Source organism: Streptomyces sp. NPDC003011, assembly GCF_053591515.1.
Genome location: NZ_JBSFTY010000049.1, coordinates 43,840 through 59,277, shown reverse-complemented (window position 1 = coordinate 59,277; position 15,438 = coordinate 43,840). Strand labels below are relative to the sequence as shown.

General features: G+C 71.3%; 13 protein-coding genes. 5 read left to right on the top strand and 8 right to left on the bottom strand.

Annotation, left to right across the window (positions count from 1 at the left end; all coding sequences use genetic code 11):
* The 7 genes from ACWD0J_RS24720 to ACWD0J_RS24690 all read right to left on the bottom strand — a co-directional run bounded on the left by ACWD0J_RS24720 (window position 1) and on the right by ACWD0J_RS24690 (window position 7,652).
* A complete protein-coding gene (locus tag ACWD0J_RS24720; protein ID WP_451498008.1) occupies window positions 1-1,020 on the bottom strand; it encodes an ABC transporter permease in 1,020 nt (339 codons plus the stop codon).
* Window positions 1,017-2,534 carry a sugar ABC transporter ATP-binding protein gene (locus ACWD0J_RS24715; protein WP_451498007.1) on the bottom strand — a complete coding sequence of 506 codons (1,518 nt, stop codon included), beginning with the start codon at window positions 2,532-2,534 and terminating at the stop codon, window positions 1,017-1,019. Before ACWD0J_RS24715 ends, ACWD0J_RS24720 begins: the two co-directional genes overlap by 4 nt.
* Window positions 2,535-2,758: 224 nt before the next feature.
* Window positions 2,759-3,940: an ROK family transcriptional regulator gene (locus ACWD0J_RS24710; RefSeq protein WP_451498006.1), complete on the bottom strand. Its 1,182-nt coding sequence runs from the start codon at window positions 3,938-3,940 to the stop codon at window positions 2,759-2,761.
* 339 nt (window positions 3,941-4,279) lie between these two features.
* Window positions 4,280-4,957, bottom strand: a complete 678-nt coding sequence (locus tag ACWD0J_RS24705) for a GntR family transcriptional regulator (protein WP_451498005.1) — start codon at window positions 4,955-4,957, stop codon at window positions 4,280-4,282.
* A gap of 161 nt (window positions 4,958-5,118) precedes the next feature.
* The gene (locus ACWD0J_RS24700; RefSeq protein ID WP_451498004.1) at window positions 5,119-6,066 is read right to left on the bottom strand and encodes a beta-ketoacyl-ACP synthase III; all 948 of its coding nucleotides are present in this window, start codon (window positions 6,064-6,066) and stop codon (window positions 5,119-5,121) included.
* Between the two features lie 148 nt (window positions 6,067-6,214).
* Window positions 6,215-6,349, bottom strand: coding sequence for an MFS transporter small subunit (locus ACWD0J_RS24695; RefSeq protein ID WP_286065688.1), 135 nt, complete (start codon window positions 6,347-6,349; stop codon window positions 6,215-6,217).
* Complete coding sequence (locus ACWD0J_RS24690; RefSeq protein WP_451498003.1) at window positions 6,318-7,652, bottom strand: OFA family MFS transporter; 1,335 nt, start codon at window positions 7,650-7,652, stop codon at window positions 6,318-6,320. The genes ACWD0J_RS24695 and ACWD0J_RS24690 overlap by 32 nt, the downstream gene beginning before the upstream one ends.
* 231 nt (window positions 7,653-7,883) lie before the next feature.
* On the opposite strand from ACWD0J_RS24690, the gene ACWD0J_RS24685 reads away from it, so the two are divergent.
* From ACWD0J_RS24685 to fdhD, 5 genes are read left to right on the top strand one after another with little or no spacing between them, the layout of a single operon-like run.
* Window positions 7,884-8,855 carry a 2-dehydropantoate 2-reductase gene (locus tag ACWD0J_RS24685; RefSeq protein ID WP_451498002.1) on the top strand — a complete coding sequence of 324 codons (972 nt, stop codon included), beginning with the start codon at window positions 7,884-7,886 and terminating at the stop codon, window positions 8,853-8,855.
* A 24-nt stretch (window positions 8,856-8,879) separates the two neighbouring features.
* The gene (locus tag ACWD0J_RS24680) at window positions 8,880-10,805 is read left to right on the top strand and encodes a molybdopterin oxidoreductase family protein (RefSeq protein ID WP_451498001.1); all 1,926 of its coding nucleotides are present in this window, start codon (window positions 8,880-8,882) and stop codon (window positions 10,803-10,805) included.
* Window positions 10,806-10,843: 38 nt separating this feature from the next.
* Window positions 10,844-12,667, top strand: coding sequence for an NAD(P)H-dependent oxidoreductase subunit E (locus ACWD0J_RS24675; RefSeq protein WP_451498000.1), 1,824 nt, complete (start codon window positions 10,844-10,846; stop codon window positions 12,665-12,667).
* The gene (locus ACWD0J_RS24670) at window positions 12,664-13,524 is read left to right on the top strand and encodes a 2Fe-2S iron-sulfur cluster-binding protein (protein WP_451497999.1); all 861 of its coding nucleotides are present in this window, start codon (window positions 12,664-12,666) and stop codon (window positions 13,522-13,524) included. Before ACWD0J_RS24675 ends, ACWD0J_RS24670 begins: the two co-directional genes overlap by 4 nt.
* Window positions 13,525-13,531: 7 nt before the next feature.
* Window positions 13,532-14,380 carry a formate dehydrogenase accessory sulfurtransferase FdhD gene (fdhD, locus tag ACWD0J_RS24665; protein WP_451497998.1) on the top strand — a complete coding sequence of 283 codons (849 nt, stop codon included), beginning with the start codon at window positions 13,532-13,534 and terminating at the stop codon, window positions 14,378-14,380.
* Window positions 14,381-14,452: 72 nt separating this feature from the next.
* Here the strand turns inward: fdhD and ACWD0J_RS24660 are convergent, their stop codons facing one another.
* Entirely contained in the window at window positions 14,453-15,013 is a 561-nt protein-coding gene (locus ACWD0J_RS24660) for an isochorismatase family protein (protein ID WP_451497997.1), read from the bottom strand.
* Window positions 15,014-15,438 lie beyond the last annotated feature (425 nt).

Here is a 15,438-nt window from a genome sequence, read left to right as displayed (position 1 = left end):
TCAGGTCGTGCTCGCGGTACGGCGCTGGACCAGCACGGCGGCGACGATGATCGCGCCCTTGGCGATCTGCTGGACGTCGCTCTGCAGGTTGTTCAGGGCGAAGATGTTGGTGATCGTGGTGAAGATCAGGACGCCGAGCACCGCGCCGGTGATGGTGCCGCGACCGCCGCTGAGCAGCGTGCCGCCGATGATCGCGGCCGCGATGGCGTCGAGCTCGTAGAGGTTGCCGTTGGTGTTCTGGCCGGAGCCGGACAGGATGATCAGCAGGAAGGCGGCGATGCCGCAGCACAGCCCGGACAGCAGGTAGAGGTACAGGCGCTGGCGGCGGACGTCGATGCCGGCGAGCCGGGCCGCCTCCGCGTTGCCGCCGACGGCGACCGTGCGGCGCCCGAAGGTGGTCCGGTTCAGCACCAGCCAGCCGATGATCGTCACGACCGCGAACACCATCACCAGCGGCGGGACGCCGAGCACATAGGAGTCGCGTTCGCCGAGGTCGAGGATGCCGTCGACGGTGACGATCTGGGTGCGGCCGTCGGTGATCTGCAGGGCCAGGCCGCGTGCCGAGGCGAGCATGGCGAGGGTGGCGATGAAGGGGACCATCCCGCCGTACGCGATCAGCAGTCCGTTGACCAGGCCGCAGCCGACGCCGACGAGCACCGCGGTGAAGAGGATGCCCGCGAAGCCGTACTCCTGGGTGGCGACCGTGGTCGCCCACACCGAGGCCAGCGCGACGATCGCGCCGACCGACAGGTCGATGCCGCCGGAGGTGATGACGAAGGTCATCCCGACGGTGACGACCCCGATCACCGAGGCCTGGGTCAGGACGAGTTGGAGGTTGCGGGTGTCGAGGAACTCGTCGGGCTTGGTGATGCCGCCGATGAGGATCAGGGCGGCGAGGACGCCGAGGAGGGAGAGGGTGCGCAGGTCGGCGCGGAAGACGACCGAGCGCCAGGCCGGGGCTTCGGTGGTCGACGGCACCTTGTCGGCGCTGTCCCTGGGTGGCGAGACGGGCTGCGTCATGACGCCGGGCTTCCTTCCATGACGAGGTCGAGTACGCGGTGTTCGTCCAGTTCGCGGGCGGGCGCGGTGTGGACGACGCGGCCTTCGCGCAGCACCAGGACGCGGTCCGCGAGGCCGAGCACCTCGGGGACCTCGCTGGACACCAGCAGCACGGCGAGGCCTTCGTCAGCCAGTCGACGGACGACTGCATACAGTTCGGCGCGGGCGCCGACGTCCACCCCGCGGGTCGGCTCGTCGAGCAGCAGCACCCGGCAGCCGCGCAGCAGCCAGCGGGCCAGGACGGCCTTCTGCTGGTTGCCGCCGGACAGGGTGCGGACCGGCACGTTCGGGTTGTCGGGCCGCAACGACAGCTCGCGCGTCGCGGCCCGTGCGGCCTCCAGTTCGGCGCCCCGGTCGATCCAACCCGCCCGCGCGAAGCGGGACATGGAGGAGACGGAAACGTTGCGGGTGACCGACTCCAGCATCAGCAGGGCCTGCGCCTTGCGTTCCTCGGGGGCGAGTCCGAGGCCGGCGCGGACGGCGGCGCGGACGCTGCCGGGCCGCAGCGGGCGTCCGTCGACGCTGACCTGGCCGGCGGTGGGTTTACGGGCTCCGTAGATCGTCTCCAGGATCTCGGAGCGTCCCGAGCCGACGAGTCCGGCGAGGCCGACGATCTCGCCGGGACGGATGCTCAGGTCGACAGGCTCGAACTCGCCCTCGCGGGCCAGCCCTCGCACCTCAAGGACCGGTGTGCCGCCGGGCTCGGACGCCGGCCGGTCGGGGAAGACGTACTCGACGTTGCGTCCCGTCATCAGCGCGACGACCTCGCGGGTCGGCGTCGACTTGGCGGGCAGTCCGCCGGCGACGGCCCGCCCGTCCTTCAGGACGGTCACCCGGTCGCCGATCCGGCGGATCTCCTCCAGCCGGTGGGAGATGTAGACGACCGCGACGCCGTCGGCGGTGAGGTCGCCGACGATCCGGAACAGGTTGTCGACCTCGTCCGGGTCGAGGGCGGCGGAGGGTTCGTCCATCACGATGAGCCGTACGTCGTGCGAGAGCGCCCGCGCCATCGACACGATCTGCTGCTGCGCGGCCGACAACTCCCCTACCAGCCGCGTGGCTTCGATCTCGGCGTGCCCAAGTCGCCCGAGCAGCGCTGCGGTCGACGCCCGCGCGGTCTTGCCCCGGACGACGAACCCGGCAGCCGTGGGTTCGTGGCCGAGGTGGACGTTCTCGGCCACCGACAGGTGTTCCACCAGGTCGAGTTCCTGGTAGATGGTGGCGATGCCGAGGCGCATGGCGGCGATCGGCGAGCGGAGCGTGACGTCCTCGCCGCGCCAGCGGATGGTGCCGGTGTCGGGCTGGTGGGCGCCGGCCAGCACCTTGATGAGGGTGGACTTGCCGGCCCCGTTCTGGCCGAGCAGGCAGTGCACCTCGCCGGCCTGGACGTCGAGGTCGACGCCGTCGAGGGCCCGGACTCCGGGGAACGACTTGGTGATGCCGGACATGCTGAGCAGCGGTGGTTCTGATGCCATGTGTGGTTCCCCTCGGCTGGCGTGCGGGCCGTTTCAGGGCAGGGCGGAGCGAGCTGCCGTACTGGTGAGCCGTACGAGGTCGGTGCGGTGGGTCGTGGCGGGACGGGGCCGGGTGCCGTGTGCGGACGGTCTGGCGGGCCGTGCGAGGACGGTGCGGGGTGAGCCGTGCGAAGAGGGTGTCGTCGGGCCGTACGGATGTGCCGGATGCCGTACGAGGCCGGCGGCTACGCGGGTGAGAAGAGGTGGTCGCTGATGAGGCGGGCCGCGCCGATGACTCCGGCGGTGGGACCCAACTCCCCCAGAACGATGGGCAGGTTGCCGGTCGCCAGCGGCAGCGACTGACGGTAGACCTGGGTGCGGATCGCGGCGAGCAGGGTGTGGCCGAGGCCGGTCACCCCGCCGCCGATCACCACCAGGCCGGGGTTGAAGAAGCTGACCAGGCCGGCGATGACCTGGCCGACGCGGTCGCCGCCCTCCCGGATCAGGTCGAGCGAGGTGGCGTCGCCCGCGGCGGCCGCGGCGGCGACGTCGACGGCGGTGAGGCCGCCGCTCGCCTCCAGCCGGGTCGCGAGCTCTGCCGAGCGTCCCTGCTGGGCCGCGTCCGTGGCGTCCCGGGCGAGGGCCGCCCCGCTGAAGTGGGCTTCCAGACAACCCCGGTTGCCGCAGGCGCACGGACGTCCGCCGGGCACGGCCTGGATGTGCCCGATGTCGCCCGCGCTGCCCGTCGTCCCGCGGTGGACCTCACCGCCGGCGACGATGCCGCAGCCGATGCCGGTACCGATCTTGACGCAGAGGAAGTCGCCCACGGAGCGCGCGACGCCCGCGTGCATCTCCCCCATCGCCATCAGGTTCACGTCGTTGTCGACCATGACCGGGCAGCCGAGGTCCTGGCTGAGGGCCTCCCGTACGGGGAAGCCGTCCCAGCCCGGCATGATCGGCGGAGCCACCGGGACGCCCTCGGGGAAGCGGACCGGTCCCGGGACGCCGATACCGGCGCCGTCGTAGCCCTCCGCGAGCCCGGTGGCCCTCAACTTCTCGGCCATGGACAGGACTTGTTCGAAGACCGCGACCGGGCCCTCGCGTACGTCCATGGGCTGGTTGAGATGCCCGAGGATCTCCAGCTCGGCGTTGGTGACCGCGACGTCGACCGAGGTCGCGCCGATGTCCACGCCGAGGAACCGCAGGCGCGGCGCCAGCCGGATGTTGTGGGAGCGGCGCCCGCCGCGCGAGGCGGCGAGTCCGTCGGCCACGACCAGACCGGTCTCCAGCAGCCGGTCCACCTCCACGGCCAGCTTGGACCGTGAGAGGTCGACCTGATCACCCAGCTGCGCGCGGGAGTTGGGACCGCCGTCACGCAACAGCTTGAGCAGCTTGGCCTGATGGGCGTTCGCGGGTCGTGCCGTCATGCGTCTCACGAGCCCCTCCCCGCCTCAGTCGGCCGCCTGCTGTCGTGCTTTCGAGGGGAACGTAGCAGCGGCTGCCGGGACTGGGAAGAAGCTGTGCAGAGATTGCCGCCAACTTTCTCCACTCACAGGACAAAGACCCGACGGACTCTGGCGCCCCCGCCCCGGCACCGCAGGATGGGCATGACGCCCGGGCCGGCCGTGGCCGGGGGGCGACAGCGCCTTGGACGAGTCGGTGATACCGCCGGCGGCCGAGGGGATCGCCGGCCGGGCGTCGCGCACCTTCGCCGCGTGGGCGCGGGCCCACGCGGACGCGTCCTGAACGGCGGACTCCCGGCGGGCCTACGCCCCTTGGCGGGCGTGGTAGGAGCGACGCGTGTGCTCGGTGTGCTCGCGCATCAGCCGGGTGGCGCCCTGCTCGTCACGGTCGGCGATGGCGGCGATCAGGTCCCGGTGTTCGATCCAGGACTGGCTGCCGCGCTGCCGAGCGACCGGCGTGTAGTACCAGCGCACCCGCCGGTCGACCTGCGCGGCGAGTTCGGCGAGGACTGCGTTGCCGGCGAGTTCCATGATCTTCGCGTGGAAGCGGGCGTTGAGGGCGACGGCGGCGTCCACGTCGTCGGCGGCGACCGCCAGCATGCCCTGCGCGAGCAGTTCGTCGAGGGCCTCGATGCCGGCCTTGTCCGCGTTCGCGGCGGCCAGCCGGGCCGCCTCGGCCTCCAAGAGCGTCCGTACGGTGAGGAGTTGGTCGGCCTCTTCCTCCGTGGGCTCGTGCACGAAGGCGCCCTGGGCGGGCCGCAGATCGACCCAGCCCTCGGTGTTCAGCCGCTGCAGCGCCTCGCGCACCGGCTGCCGGGAGACCCCGAGGTGCCCGGCGAGTTCGCTCTCGACCAGGTGCTGGCCGGGCTGCAGGGCGCGGGTGGTGATGAGTTCGAGCAGCGCCTCGTAGACACGGTCGCGCAGCGGACCCGGGCGTTCGAGCCTCGGCACCGCCCCCTGCGGCAGTCCTGTCGACAACATCGCGCTCCCCCTCCTCGGCGGGCCGTGCACCACAGCCGTGCAGCGGTGCCACCGGACACCCAGTATCGATTGTCTTTCGTCTACAGTCTACGGCGCACAGTAGCCAGGCAATCGGGGAGTCGGCCTCGTCACATCACGTTGTAGCGGACCGTCGGGGCACGTCAGGGGCAGCGGACGACCTGTCCGGCGTACGAGAGGTTCCCGCCGAAGCCGAACAGCAACACCGGATCGCCCGTGGCGACCGCGCCCTGCTCCAGCAGCTTGGAGAAGGCGAGCGGGATGCTGGCGGCGGACGTGTTACCTGATTCGGTGACGTCGCGGGCGATCACGGCGTTGACGGCGCCCAGCTTCTCGGCGAGGGGTTCGATGATGCGCAGGTTCGCCTGGTGCAGGACGACCGCGGCGAGGTCCGCGGGGGCCAGTCCGGCGCGCTCGCAGGCCCGGCGGGCGATGGGCGGCAGCTGGGTGGTGGCCCAGCGGTAGACGCTCTGCCCCTCCTGCGCGAACCGCGCGGGCTGTCCCTCGATCCGCACCGCGTGCCCCATCTCGGGCACCGAGCCCCACAGCACCGGTCCGATCCCGGGCTCCTCACCGTCCGCGCACGCCTCCACGACGGCGGCGCCCGCCCCGTCGCCGACGAGCACACAGGTCGTGCGGTCGGTCCAGTCGGTCACGTCGGACATCTTGTCGGCGCCGATGACCAGGGCCCTGGTCGCGGCGCCCGCGCGGAGGGTGTGGTCGGCGGTGGCCAGGGCGTGGGTGAAGCCGGCGCACACCACGTTGATGTCCATCGCGGCGGGCGACGGGACACCGAGCCGCGCGGCGACGCGGGCCGCCATGTTCGGGGAGCGGTCGACGGCGGTCGACGTGGCCACCAGCACGAGGTCGATGTCGCCGGGCGTGAGGCCGGCCGCCGCGAGTGCCTTGGCGGCGGCGTGGGCGGCGAGGTCGTCGACGGGTTCGTCGGGGCCGGCGATGCGGCGCGTACGGATGCCCACCCGGCTCCTGATCCACTCGTCGCTGGTGTCGACCAGGCCCGCCAGTTCCTCGTTGGTGAGCACCTTGGCGGGCTGGTAGTGGCCGACGGCGGTGATGCGCGAGCCGATCATGGGTGGATCCCCTCATTGCCTCAGGTAGCGGGATCCACCAGTCTGATCAGTGACTCGCGGGTACGGCGGCAGGTGATGCCACAGGAATCGGGCGCCCCGGTTGTCAGCTTCCGTCAGACTCCCGGACGCCCGAACACGTCCCGCGCCCTCACCCGGTGAACAGTTGTGTCGCCTTTCGTACGAGTTCGTAGACGCCGTAGGCGAGCGGTGCCCCCACCCACAGCCACGCCAGGGCGATCAGCCCGCGCCGGCTAGGCGGACTCTGACTGCTGTCGCTGGACATCGACGGCCTCCTCCCTCGGTGCGGGGATGTGGTGACGGGCGTGGACGGGCCGGACGAACTCGTTGGCGACGAAGCCGACGACGAGCAGCCCGATCATGATGACGAAGGACAGACCGTACAGGGACGCGCCGTGCTTGCCCGCCTCCTCCTGCCGGTCGGCGATCCAGTTGACGATCAGCGGGCCGAGGACACCCGCCGTGGACCAGGCGGTGAGCAGCCGGCCGTGGATCGCGCCGACCTGGTAGGTCCCGAAGAGGTCCTTGAGGTAGGCGGGGACGGTGGCGAAGCCGCCGCCGTAGAAGGACAGGATCACCAGCGCGGACAGGATGAACAGCGGCTTCGACGAGTCGCCGAACAGGGCGATCAGCGCGTACATCATCGCGCCCACGCCCAGGTAGACGCGGTAGATGTTCTTGCGGCCGATCAGGTCGGAGGTGGACGACCAGCCGATCCGGCCGGCCATGTTGGCCGCCGACAGCAGGGCGACGAAGCCGGCCGCGGCGGACACCGACACGGGTGTGGAGGTGTCCGCGAAGAAGTCCCTGATCATCGGCGCGGCCTTCTCCAGGATGCCGATGCCGGCGGTGACGTTCATGCAGAGCACGACCCACAGGCACCAGAACTGCGGCGTGCGCACGGCACTCCGGGCGGAGACCTGCGGGCCCGCGAGGACGCCCGGCGCCCCCTCGACCGGCTTCTCCGTGCGCGGCACCCGCACCAGCAGCACACCCAGCGTCATGAAGACCGCATACGAAAGACCGTGGACCAGGAACGCGAGCGCGATCCCCGAACTGTCGCCGCCGAACGACTCCAGCATCTGCGCCGACCAGGGCGAGGCAATGAGCGCGCCGCCGCCGAAACCCATGATGGCGATGCCGGTGGCCATGCCGGGCCGGTCCGGGAACCACTTGATCAGCGTCGAGACGGGTGAGATGTAGCCGATGCCCAGGCCGATCCCGCCGACGAACCCGTAGCCGAAGACGATCAGCCAGAACTGCTCGGTGGCCGCGCCCAGCGCGGAGAGCAGGAAGCCGGACGAGAAGCAGACCAGCGCCACGGTCATCGCCCAGCGGGGCCCGTTGCGCTCCACGAGCGTGCCGCCGAACGCGGCCGACAGGCCGAGCATCACGATGCCCAGCTGGAAGGGGAGCGCGCTCTGGGTACCGCTGAGTCCGAGGGCGGACTCCAGGGGCGGCTTGAACACGCTCCAGGCGTACGCCTGGCCGATGGAGAGGTGGACCGAGAGCGCGGCGGGCGGGATCAGCCAGCGGCTCCAGCCCGGGGGTGCGACGGGGGGACTCATGATCCCGAACGGTAAGAACGAAGACGGGAGTTGAGAAGGCGGCACGTCGACGGTATTCGATGAACGGTATCCAGCACGCGCCGAACGGTCGTACCGGCCGGCTTCCGGGACCGCTGCCCCCAGCCTCCGCTGCGCGAACCCTTGCTGCCCGAACTTCCATACTGTAGACAATATTTCGTCGACAGAGTTCGACAGTTCCTCGGTACCCTCGACCGAACGGAGCTCCCTCGCATGAAAGTCGCAGTACTCGGCGCCGGTGCCATCGGTGCCTATGTCGGTGCCGCGCTCCACCGCGCGGGCGCCGACGTGCACCTCGTCGCCCGTGGACCCCATCTGGCGGCCATGAGGCAGCACGGCGTACAGGTGCTCAGCCCGCGCGGCGACTTCACCGCCCGCGCCCACGTCACCGACGACCCGGCCGAGATCGGCCCGGTCGACTTCGTCTTCCTGGGCCTGAAGGCCAACTCGTACGCGGCGTGCGGGCCGCTGATCGAGCCCCTGCTGCACGGCTCCACGGCGGTGATCGCCGCCCAGAACGGCATTCCCTGGTGGTACTTCCACCGGCACGGCGGCCCCTACGACGGCCACCGCGTCGAGAGCGTCGACCCGGACGGGGCGGTCAGTGCGGTGCTCGCGCCCGAACGGGCCCTCGGGTGCGTGGTCTACGCGGCCACCGAACTCGAAGGACCGGGTGTCGTACGGCACCTGGAAGGCACCCGGTTCTCCGTCGGCGAGCCCGACCGCACCGAATCGGCGCGCTGTCTCGCCTTCAGCGAGGCCATGCGGGCCGGCGGGCTGAAGTGCCCGGTCGAGCCTGATCTGCGCAACGACATCTGGCTCAAGCTGCTGGGCAACATCTCCTTCAACCCGATCAGCGCGCTCGCCCGCGCCACCATGCGGCAGATGTGCCTGCACGGCGGCACCCGCGAGGTCATCGCGATCATGATGACCGAGACGCTGGCGGTCGCCGAGGCCCTCGGCTGCGAGGTCGGCGTCTCCATCGAACGCCGGCTCGCGGGCGCCGAACGGGTCGGCGACCACCGCACCTCCACGCTCCAGGACCTGGAGCGCGGCAAGCCGCTGGAACTCGACGTGCTGCTCGCGGCCGTGGTCGAGCTGGCGGAGATCACCGGCGTCCCGGTGCCCACCCTGCGCACCGTGCACGCCATCTCGGACCTGCTCGCGCTGCGAAGCGCCGCATGAGGAACGCAGTATGAGGAGCGCCGTATGAGGAAACGCGATCGGACCCCGAAGACCTACACCCGGCTCACCCACCCCCTCGTCCGGGACGCGCGCGACGAGCCGTTCCGGCAGGCGAGTTGGGAGGAGGCCCTGGACCGCGCGGCCCGGGGCCTTGAGACGGCGCGCGGCGCGTTCGGCATGTTCTCCTGCGCCCGCGCCACCAACGAGATGAACTACGTGGCGCAGAAGTTCGCGCGGGTCGTCATGGGCACCAACAACGTCGACTCCTGCAACCGGACCTGTCACGCCCCGAGCGTGGCCGGTCTGTCCGCCGCGTTCGGCTCGGGCGGCGGGACGTCGTCGTACGAGGAGATCGAGCAGACCGACGTCATCGTGATGTGGGGCTCCAACGCCCGTTTCGCACACCCGATCTTCTTCCAGCACGTATTGAAGGGCGTGCACAACGGCGCTCGACTGTATGCGGTCGACCCGCGACGGACGTCCACCGCCGAGTGGGCGGAGAGCTGGCTCGGCCTCGACGTCGGCACGGACATCCCGATGGCGCACGCGATCGGCCGCGAGATCATCCGTGCGGGGCTGGCGAACGAGGCGTTCATCGAGCGGGCGACCAGCGACTTCGAGGAGTACCGGAAACTCGTCGAGCCGTGGACCCTGTCGCTCGCCCAGAAGGTGACGGGTGTACCGGCCGCGGCCATACGGGAGTTGGCGCACGCCTACGCGCGTGCCGAGCGCGCCCAGCTGTGCTGGACCCTCGGCATCACCGAGCACCACAACGGCACGGACAACGTCCGCGCACTGATCAACCTCTCGCTGCTCACCGGCCATGTGGGGCGCTACGGCTCCGGGCTGCAGCCCCTGCGCGGGCAGAACAACGTGCAGGGCGGCGGCGACATGGGAGCCATACCCAACCGGCTGCCCGGGTTCCAGGACATCCTCGACCCCGGCACCCGGCGGAAGTTCGAGTCGGCGTGGGACACCGTCATCCAGCCGCACTACGGAATGAACCTCACGGAGATGTTCGAGGCGATGGAGGACGGCACGCTGAAGGCGGTCTACTGCATCGGCGAGAACCCGGCACAGTCCGAGGCGGACGGCGAACAGGCCGTACGGCGCCTTGAGGCCCTGGACTTCCTCGTCGTGCAGGACATCTTCCTCACCAAGACGGCCGAGTTGGCGGACGTCGTGCTGCCCGCGACCGCCGGCTGGGCGGAGACCGAGGGCACCACCACCAACAGCGAGCGACGGGTCCAGCGGGTACGGCGGGCCCTCACCCCGCCCGGTGAGGCGCGCGAGGACATCGACATCATCTGCGAACTGGCGGCGCGGCTGGGCCACGAGTGGAAGTACGCCGACTCGGAGTCCGTGTGGAACGAACTGCGCTCGGTCTCGCCGGACCACTACGGGATGACGTACGAACGCCTGGAGGAGCATCAGGGCATCCAGTGGCCGTGCCCCGACACCGACGGGATCGAACCCGCCTATCTGCACGGCCGGTTGTGGCAGACGGACCCCGTACGGCGTGGCAGGCCCGCCCCGTTCGGGCTGGTGCGGCACGATCCGCCGGTCGACCTCACCGACGAGGAGTATCCGATTCGGCTCACCACCGGGCGACGGCTCGACTCCTACAACACCGGTGTGCAGAGCGGGAGTTTCGCGTCCCCGTTGCGGCGCGGCGAGTTCATCGAGCTGTGCCCGGAGGACGCCGAACGGTACGGGGTCGTGGTCGGCGAGGAGGTACAGGTGGCCTCGCGGCGCGGAGCGGTCGTGGCGCCGGTGTGGATCGACACCGCCCTGCGGCCCGGGCTGGCCTTCATGACCATGCACTTTCCCGACGAGGTGGACACCAACCGGCTGACGATCGAGGCGAACTGTCCGATCGCGGGGACGGCGGAGTTCAAGGCGTCGGCGATCCGGATCGAGAAGCTGCCGATCACGACGACCGTCGGCTGACGTCAACGGCCCAGTCCGCTCAAGAGTGAGGTGACCTGGTGGATCTGCACTTCGGTGACAGCAAGCCGACGGACGAGGAACGGGCGGCGGTCGACGCGCTGCTGGGTCTGCCCGAGTCCTCCTGGGAGGGGGCCGACCGGTCCGACGCCGACCTGCGGTGGGCGCGCGGCGGGCGCGCGGCCCGGGACCGGCGCGACCTGCTGTTGCCGGGGCTGCACGCGATCAACGACCGGGTCGGCTGGATCAGCGAGGGCGCCCTGGACTACCTGTGCCGGCGGCTGACGGTGCCGCCGGCGGAGGCGTACGGGGTGGCCACCTTCTATGCGATGTTCTCCGTCAAGCCGCGTCCCGCGACCGTGCTGCACGTGTGCACGGATCTCGCGTGCGCGGCGGCCGGGGCGGCCGAGCTGTGCGCCGGGATCGAGTCCCGGCTGGGACTCGGCAGCGGGGTCTCGGTGGAGCGCGGCCCCTGTCTCGGCCTGTGCGAACGGGCTCCGGCCGCGCTCGCGGTCAAGGCCGGCGATCCGGTGCGTACGGCGGTCTCGGCGCCGGCGACCGTGCGCGACGCCGTACTCGCCGCGAGCGCGCCCGACTCCGCCCCGCAGGAGCCGCCGGCGCAGACGGCGGTGCCGCAGGCGGGGGACCCGGCGTTGACGCTGCTGCGCCGGGTCGGTGTGGTGGATCCGGCCGGTCTCGACGACTACCGGGCGAACGGCGGCTACACCGCGCTCCGGCGGGCCTTCGAGCTGGGTCCCGCCGGGGTGATCCGTGAGGTGACGGACTCCGGCCTGGTCGGGCGGGGTGGCGCCGCCTTCCCCACCGGCCGCAAATGGCAGGCGACGGCGTCCCAGCCCGACCGTCCGCACTACCTGGTGTGCAACGCGGACGAGTCCGAGCCGGGCACCTTCAAGGACCGCGTACTCATGGAGGGCGATCCGTACGCGCTCGTGGAGGCGATGACGATCGCCGCGTATGCGACCGGGGCGCACCGCGGATACCTGTACCTGCGCGGTGAATACCCGCGGGCGTTACACCGTATGCACTATGCCGTCGACCAGGCACGGGCCCGTGGGCTGCTCGGTGACGACATCCTCGGCCAGGGCTACGCCTTCGACATCGAGATCCGGCGAGGCGCGGGCGCCTACATCTGCGGCGAGGAGACGGCCCTGTTCAACTCCATCGAGGGCTACCGGGGCGAGCCGCGCTCGAAGCCGCCCTTCCCCGTGGAGAAGGGCCTGTTCGGCAAGCCGACGGTGGAGAACAACGTGGAGACCCTGGTCAACGTGCTGCCGATCCTGACCATGGGCGCCCCCGCGTACGCGGCGATCGGCACGGGGAAATCCACCGGACCCAAGCTGTTCTGCGTGTCGGGCAGTGTGCACCGGCCGGGGGTCTACGAGCTGCCGTTCGGCGCCACGCTGGGCGAACTGCTGGAGCTCGCGGGTGTCCGCGGGCCCTTGCGCGCCGTCCTCCTCGGCGGGGCGGCCGGCGGCTTCGTCAGGCCGGACGAACTGGACATCCCGCTCACCTTCGAAGGCACCCGGGAGGCGGGCACCACGCTCGGCTCGGGGGTCGTGATGGCCTTCGACGACACGGTCCCGCTGCCCCGGCTCCTGCTGCGCATCGCCGAGTTCTTCCGGGACGAGTCGTGCGGGCAGTGCGTGCCGTGCCGGGTCGGGACGGTGCGGCAGGAGGAGGCGCTGCACCGGATCTCGGAGCGTACGGGCGCCGCAGCGGCCGATGACATCGCCCTGCTCAGGGAGGTCGGCCGCGCGATGCGGGACGCCTCGATCTGCGGTCTGGGGCAGACCGCGTGGAACGCCGTGGAATCCGCCATCGACCGTCTGGGGGCGTACGAATGACCGTGACACCGCTGGGGATACCGCGCCGTCTGCTGGAGTTCACGGTCGACGGGGAGGCCGTCAGGGTTCCGGAGGGGTCGACGATCCTCGACGCCTGCCGGGCGGCCGGGAAGGACGTCCCGACGCTCTGCCAGGGCGACACCCTCGCCCCGAAGAACGCCTGCCGTCTGTGCGTCGTCGAGGTGGAGGGCGCGCGCACCCTGGTCCCGGCCTGCTCCCGCAGGGCCGAGCCCGGCATGCAGGTGCGCACCGACACCGAGCGGGCCCGGCACAGCCGCAAGATCGTCCTGGAGCTGCTGGCCTCCTCGGTCGACCTGTCGACGACACCGGAGGTCGCGGGGTGGCTCAAGGAGTACGAGGCGAAGCCGGACCGCTTCGGCCCGGACGCGGCCCGCCTGGAGGAGGCACCGAGGATCGACAACGAGCTGTACGTGCGGGACTACGGCAAGTGCATCCTCTGCTACAAGTGCGTCGACGCCTGCGGCGACCAGTGGCAGAACACCTTCGCGATCTCCGTCGTGGGGCGCGGTTTCGATGCCCGGATCGCGGTGGAGCACGACGGGCCGCTCACCGAGTCGGCGTGCGTGTACTGCGGCAACTGCATCGAGGTGTGCCCGACGGGGGCGCTGTCGTTCACGTCGGAGTTCGACATGCGGGCGGCGGGTACCTGGGACGAGTCGGCGCAGTCGGAGACGACCACGGTGTGCGCGTACTGCGGAGTGGGCTGCAACCTGACGCTGCACGTGCAGGACAATGAGATCGTCAAGGTCACCTCGCCGCACGACAACCCGGTGACCCACGGCAATCTCTGCATCAAGGGCCGTTTCGGCTACCAGCACGTACAGAACCGGGGCTGATCAGGACATGGGACGAGTCACGGAACGACGCAAGGTGATCCGCATCCGGGACGGGGTGGTCTCCAGCCGCCCGGACACGCTCGTCGCCGAGGAACCGCTGGAGATCAGACTCAACGGCAAGCCACTCGCGATCACCATGCGCACACCGGGTGACGACTTCGCGCTGGCCGCCGGTTTCCTGGTGAGCGAGGGTGTCCTGGCCACCGCATCCGATCTGCTGAACATCGTCTACTGCGCGGGGGCGACCGCGGACGGTGTGAACACGTACAACGTGGTGGACGTGAAGACGGCTCCGGACGTCGTGATGCCGGACATCACCCTGGAGCGGAACGTCTACACCACCTCGTCCTGCGGCCTGTGCGGGAAGGCGAGCCTCGACGCGGTGCGCACGACAGCCCGCTGGCCCATCGCCGACACTCCCCCGGTCCGCGTCGGCCCGGAGCTGCTCGCGGGCCTCCCCGACCGGCTGCGCGCCGCCCAGCGCGTCTTCGACCGGACGGGGGGCCTGCACGCGGCGGCCCTGTTCACCGAGGAAGGCGAGCTGGTCGACGTACGGGAGGACGTGGGCCGGCACAACGCGGTCGACAAGCTCGTCGGCCGTGCCCTGCAGAACGGGGACCTGCCGCTGTCCCGCTCGATCCTGCTGGTGTCGGGCCGGGCGTCCTTCGAGCTGGCGCAGAAGGCCGTGATGGCCGGTATCCCGGTGCTGGCGGCCGTCTCGGCGCCGTCGTCGCTGGCCGTGGACCTGGCCGCGGAGACCGGGCTGACCTTGGTGGGCTTCCTGCGGGGCAGCTCCATGAACGTGTACGCGGGCGAGGACCGTGTCGCCCTGCGGGCCGCGGCCTCCCGGGGCTGACCCGGTTCCCCGCGACACGGCGGCGGGGCCCCGACCGGCGGGGAGCGCCCCCTGCGCCGCAGGGGCCCCGCCTCAGTCCTGCCGCACCGAGCCGGCGGTGAACCGTACCTGATCCCCCGTCACCACCGTACCCAGCCGCGGGAAGTCGAGGCGGACGGACGCCTCGTGCTCGGCTGCCGTGAGCGCGGTCATGGCGTCCTCGACGAACACGAGGTCGTAGCCGAGGTCGCCGGCCGCGCGGGCGGTGGACTCCACTCCGAGGTTGGTGGCGATGCCGCCGAAGACCAGGGTGGTGACACCGTGCCGGCGCAACCGGTCGTCGAGGCCGGTGCCCTGGAAGCCGCCGATGGTCCGTTTGACGATCTCCAGGTCGCCGTCGTGGAACAGTCCGGCGGCGAGACCGCTGCCGGGCGGCTGCTCGGCAACCCCGGGGCGCTCGACGCGCACCAGGACGACGAGCGCGCCGGCCGAGCGGAACCGGGCCGCCAACTCCTCGGACACGGCAAGGACTTCGAAGCCCTTACGGGGCTCGGACGGCAGGGCGAGGATGCGCTCCATCAGGTCGACGAGTACGAGGGCGGTGCGGGCGGGATCGAGCGAGAGGCCGGAATCGGCGGGGTGCGGTGCGGTCATGACGGAACGTTATCCGCCGTCAGCCCTCCGTACCGGGAATCCGGGTCAACGGTCCCATGAACGGGTCGCGTTCGGCAGGCGACAACGGCGCGAGGAGTGCGGCGTCGGCCTCACGGGCGGGCTTCCTCGTGCGCTGCGCGGCCATCGGCGTCACCCTTCCCGTCGTCCGAAGGCCGCCGGGGCCGCCGGGGCCGCTGAGGCGCCGAGGTCGCCGATGCCGCCGAGCCGGTTCCCCTCGACGGTAGATCGCCGGCGAGGTGGCGGGCCGTGGGCGCCGGGACACAGCGCCTCCGCCTCGGACCGGCGACCGCGCGACACGGCTCCGCTTCGCCCACGGATCGTGTCACGGGGCGGCCTCGGCACGGTGCCGCCGCGGCCGTGACGCGCCCGCCGCGCCGGCTCACGCCACTGACGGTCCGTCAGAC

Coding starts and splice junctions, on each gene's coding strand:
- fdhD (WP_451497998.1), top strand. CDS start 13,532: ATGGGACGAGTCACGGAACGACGCAAGGTGATCCGCATCCGGGACGGG.
- ACWD0J_RS24660 (WP_451497997.1), bottom strand. CDS start 15,013: ATGACCGCACCGCACCCCGCCGATTCCGGCCTCTCGCTCGATCCCGCC.
- ACWD0J_RS24690 (WP_451498003.1), bottom strand. CDS start 7,652: ATGAGTCCCCCCGTCGCACCCCCGGGCTGGAGCCGCTGGCTGATCCCG.
- ACWD0J_RS24695 (WP_286065688.1), bottom strand. CDS start 6,349: ATGTCCAGCGACAGCAGTCAGAGTCCGCCTAGCCGGCGCGGGCTGATC.
- ACWD0J_RS24710 (WP_451498006.1), bottom strand. CDS start 3,940: ATGACGGCACGACCCGCGAACGCCCATCAGGCCAAGCTGCTCAAGCTG.
- ACWD0J_RS24705 (WP_451498005.1), bottom strand. CDS start 4,957: ATGTTGTCGACAGGACTGCCGCAGGGGGCGGTGCCGAGGCTCGAACGC.
- ACWD0J_RS24670 (WP_451497999.1), top strand. CDS start 12,664: ATGACCGTGACACCGCTGGGGATACCGCGCCGTCTGCTGGAGTTCACG.
- ACWD0J_RS24680 (WP_451498001.1), top strand. CDS start 8,880: ATGAGGAAACGCGATCGGACCCCGAAGACCTACACCCGGCTCACCCAC.
- ACWD0J_RS24720 (WP_451498008.1), bottom strand. CDS start 1,020: ATGACGCAGCCCGTCTCGCCACCCAGGGACAGCGCCGACAAGGTGCCG.
- ACWD0J_RS24700 (WP_451498004.1), bottom strand. CDS start 6,066: ATGATCGGCTCGCGCATCACCGCCGTCGGCCACTACCAGCCCGCCAAG.
- ACWD0J_RS24715 (WP_451498007.1), bottom strand. CDS start 2,534: ATGGCATCAGAACCACCGCTGCTCAGCATGTCCGGCATCACCAAGTCG.
- ACWD0J_RS24685 (WP_451498002.1), top strand. CDS start 7,884: ATGAAAGTCGCAGTACTCGGCGCCGGTGCCATCGGTGCCTATGTCGGT.